This is a genomic window from Aeromonas sp. HMWF014 (genome assembly GCF_963878295.1).
Lineage (GTDB): Bacteria > Pseudomonadota > Gammaproteobacteria > Enterobacterales > Aeromonadaceae > Aeromonas > Aeromonas popoffii.
On record NZ_CAWNYS010000340.1, the window covers coordinates 1 to 4,309 of the forward strand.

At 57.0% G+C, this 4,309-nt stretch carries 3 protein-coding genes and 1 pseudogene; 2 read left to right on the forward strand and 2 right to left on the reverse strand.

What is annotated here, in order from left to right:
- Together AAC083_RS14300 and AAC083_RS14305 are read right to left on the reverse strand one after the other, a co-directional pair.
- Positions 1-547, reverse strand: a pseudogene (locus AAC083_RS14300) (biotin/lipoyl-binding protein); the annotation flags it as partial.
- A gap of 73 nt (positions 548-620) precedes the next feature.
- Complete coding sequence (locus AAC083_RS14305) at positions 621-2,033, reverse strand: TolC family protein (protein WP_181364764.1); 1,413 nt, start codon at positions 2,031-2,033, stop codon at positions 621-623.
- Positions 2,034-2,323: 290 nt separating this feature from the next.
- Here AAC083_RS14305 and dusB point away from each other — a divergent pair, with 290 nt between their 5' ends.
- The gene (gene dusB, locus AAC083_RS14310) at positions 2,324-3,289 is read left to right on the forward strand and encodes a tRNA dihydrouridine synthase DusB (protein ID WP_042038571.1); all 966 of its coding nucleotides are present in this window, start codon (positions 2,324-2,326) and stop codon (positions 3,287-3,289) included.
- Positions 3,290-3,314: 25 nt separating this feature from the next.
- Complete coding sequence (gene fis / locus AAC083_RS14315; RefSeq protein ID WP_005309538.1) at positions 3,315-3,611, forward strand: DNA-binding transcriptional regulator Fis; 297 nt, start codon at positions 3,315-3,317, stop codon at positions 3,609-3,611.
- Positions 3,612-4,309 lie beyond the last annotated feature (698 nt).

The window sequence follows — 4,309 nt, forward strand, 5'->3', positions numbered from 1 at the left end:
CTTCCAGGGTCATCTGGTACTGCTGCCAGGCCATGCCTTCGCTGTACTTGGCAGCCTGCCAGGCGGTCCAGGCTTCATCCCGTTTCTGCAACGGCATCACGCCATCCCGGTGCAGACTGGCAATGCGTTCATAGGTCTTGGCGCGCAGCAGGGCTGCCGCCCTCGCCTTTTGCCACTGATCCTTGGCTCCAGCGATCTGCTGGGCGCGCGCCCCCTTCTCCGCCTCCTCGGCCATGGCTCCGGCTGCAGCCTGTCCCGCCTTGGCCTGGCTCAGCTTGGCCTCGATCTCGGGACTGGCCAGAGTAAAGACCAGCTGACCCCGGGCCAGCTGGTCACCCTTCTTCACCAGCACCTCGTCGATGCGACCCGCCACCTTGGAGGAGACCGAATACTGCTGCGCCTCAACCTGCCCCTGCAAGCGCACCGGCTCGGGCTGATAGGCGAGCCAGAAACGCCAGCCCAGCCAGATCACCAGCAGGACCAGCACCAACGGCAGCAGCAGCGGCTTGACCTGGCTCATCGTCTTCTTGATGGGGGGATGACTCATGAATTCACCTCGACAAACGGGCGACCCTTGGCGGTCGAAACAGACATGGAAAATGGGACAAACAGGGCCGCGATCATGAATTTACCTCTATCGCCTGACCATGCTGGTATTGGCTGAAACTGTTCATCTGGCCCGAGAGCGCCAACAGGCGCGCCAGCGAGATCACATATTGATAGGCCGCCGCCGCGCGCTGGGTCTTGACCCCGGCCAGCTGGTGCTGGGCATCGACCACATCCAGCGAGGTGGATAGCCCCTGACCGAAGGCCTTATCCCGCAGCAACACGTTCTCCTCGGCCAGCGCCTGAGTGGAGGAGAGAGACTGGTACTCTTCCAGCCCCTGCGCCGCCTCGCGCCAGGTCTTCTCGACCAGCAGCTCCAGATCCTGGCGGGTCTTGGCTTGCAGCAGATTGACTTGCAGCTCCGCGCTCTTGGCCGCTTGTACCGTCTCGGAGCGGCCGTCGCGGCTCACCAGCGGCATGCTGACGCCCACCCCGACCAGCCAGTCCGGCGTGGTCTTGGAGACCAGCGAATCATCCTCATAGAGGTTGTAGTTACCAAACAGGAACAGCTCGGGGGCATATTTGCCTTTCTCCAGCGTAATCATGCCCTGAGCCTGCTCCTTCTTGGCAGCCAACAGCTTGAGGCCGGGATGCACCGCCAGGGTTTCCTCAACGAAGGCATCGAGTTGTGGCATGCTGTCGTTAATGAAGAGCCGGGTATTGGGTTCAGCCTGCTTGAGCTTGAGCATGTGGCCCAGTGCCAACTGGGCAATCTCCAGGCTGCGGCGGGACTTCTGAGTATCGATGCGTGCCCTGTCATAGGCCGACTGGGCCGACAGCCGCTCGACCTTGGCAATCTGCCCCTGAGCCTCCAGCTTTCTGGCATGATCCAGATGATGAGCCAGCCCATCCTCGATCTGCTGCTTGGTCTGCACCACCTGCGCCGCCAGTACCACACCGAAATAGGTCTGGGAGAGGCTCTCAAAGGTGGCTTGCTGTTTGAGCACCAGCAACTGCTGCGCCTCGCTCACCTGCGCCTGCCGGATATCCTGCGCGGCATCAATACGACCGCCGGTAAACAGCGGCCAGAGCATCTTGACCGAGCTGGTCACCACATTCTGCTTGGTCAGCGGAGTGACAAAATCATCCGGACTGAGGTGTACCCCCATGCTCCCAAGTATGTTGCTCAGACCTGCGCCCAGCTCCGGATGGCTGGCGATGGGGTTGAGATCCGTCATGTCCAGTTCCATCGGCTGATCGAGGTGGGTATAGCTGGCCCCCACGTCCACCTTGGGCAGATACATGGCCTTGGCAGCCTCACGCAACTGTTTCGCCCGATCCACACCAGCCTGTTCCGCCGCCAGTCCGTCATCCTGCTGGATGACCCGACTCCAGGCTTCGCCGAAACTGACCGGCTGTGCCTGAGCAGAACCCAGCACGACCCCCAGCAGACACGGGTAGAGAGATTTGATGAACCTTGACGTCATACATCCCCAGTCTGTTTGTAATAAAATTGTTTGGAGCCTTTGCTCGATTCAAGCTCGCTATCATAGCGCAAACCCCAAGCGGATGGGGACAGGCAAATCGTCGAGTAACTTTCTCATTTGACCCCGTAAACTCACCCCGACAATATGCCTGATTTTCAAGCACTCCTGAATTTGCAAGCCTTGGCGCGACGTTTTTTTCAGAAAAAAATGGCTGACGCTCAAATACTAACCTTTTCTCCTGACTAAAAAATGCGTAATATACGCCGCCCTAAGCCGATGGTAACCGTGGAATGCAGATAGGTCCCCACACGCTTGAAACTCCCTTGATTGTGGCTCCCATGGCCGGTGTAACAGACCGACCATTTCGTGAACTTTGTTTGCGATTGGGCGCTGGCATGGCCGTTTCCGAGATGCTGCTGGCCAACCCGGATGTCTGGGATACCCAGAAAACCAGGATGAGAATGGATCACTCTGCAGAAGGTGGCTTGCGATCGGTCCAGATTGCCGGAGCCGACCCCGAGATGATGGCGTTTGCCGCCCGCTACAACGTGGAGCAGGGCGCTCAGATCGTCGACATCAACATGGGTTGTCCAGCAAAAAAAGTGAACAAGAAGTTGGCAGGTTCCGCCCTGCTGCGCCATCCCGATCTGGTCAGAACCATCTGCCGGGCCGTAGTGGATGCAGTGGATGTGCCTGTTACCTTGAAGATCCGCACAGGATGGGATCCGGATAACCGCAATGGCGAGGAGATCGCCCGAATCGCCGAAGATTGCGGTATCGCGGCCCTCGCCGTGCATGGTCGTACCCGTGCCTGCCTCTACCGGGGTCACGCTGAGTACGACACGATTAAGGCGATTAAGCAGGCCGTATCGATTCCTGTTGTCGCCAATGGCGACATAGACAGCCCGGAGAAGGCCCGGTATGTCCTCGACTATACCGGCGTTGATGCCGTGATGATCGGCCGTGCAGCGCAAGGACGACCCTGGATTTTCCGGGAAATCCGTCATTTTCTTGAAACGGGTACCAAGCTGCCACCTCCCGAAAGGGAAGAGGTTCGCACCCTGATGAACGAGCATGTAACCAACCTGCACCAGTTTTATGGTGCATATCTGGGAGCGCGCATTGCCCGTAAACACGTGGGCTGGTACTTGGATGAAGAAGAGGCGGGCCGAGAATTCCGTAAGCACTTCAATGCCCTGGATTGTGCAGACGCACAACTAGAGGCACTCGAAGCGTATTTCGATGGATTAGGTTAACGCATAACTAAAGAGCCGACCGAATATGTTCGAACAAACCCTGACTTCTGATGCATTGGTAACAACTACTCACAATCACGCTGCCGAGCCGACCCAGCGCCCCCTGCGTGACTCTGTGCAACAGGCCTTGCGTAACTATCTGGCCCAGTTGAACGGTCAGGAAGTGATTGATCTGTACGATATGGTCCTCTCCGAAGTCGAAGCTCCCATGCTGGACGTGATCATGCAATACACCCGCGGTAACCAAACCCGCGCCGCTGTGATGATGGGCATCAACCGTGGTACCCTGCGCAAGAAACTCAAGCGCTACGGCATGAACTAAGCCATAAATACTAAGTCATAAATACTAAGTCATAAATACTAAGTCATTGAAAATAAAAGCACTTCCATTAAAACGGAAGTGCCTTTTTAGTTTTTAACCCACATTTAAACCCACACCTACTCAACTAGACATCATTCGATGGAGCGATGTTTAATCATCTCTTTGAGCTCATTGCGGTGCTGATATTCCTCTGTTTGTGTTTCTGAGAGTTAATACGCAAGAGAGGGCCAGCGGCCCTAATGCCAGTCAGTTAAGCCTGACTGGCATTAGCCACAAGGCATCCCTTTTATCCCTCTGTTCAGGCAGTGAAAAAGGGCAAGCTTGTTGATAGCTAACTCACCTGTCTGTCCGCTCGCTTGCGCGGTGTAGCGGCAGCGTGCCAGCAACGTAGGGGGCAATAAGCGGAGCGCCTTGCAATTGGCCATGTTGCGGTGACATGGCGGTGGCCCGCTCGGCCTGATGCGAGCCAGCAGGGCGGCACGCCACTCCAAGGTCAGCTCGCCGCGAAATGCTTTGGCCAGAATGGCCTAGGTCAGCTTATCGACCCGCGCTTTGGCCGCCTTGGCCTGCTGCTCGATACTATCGGCATAGGCAAATAGCTGCTCCACCCGACGGACGATTTCATCTGAGGGCGGTATTGGTACCAACAGGCGTTGTTTCCCAAATCAACCATCAAGCCACAACTGCCCCAGCCCCAA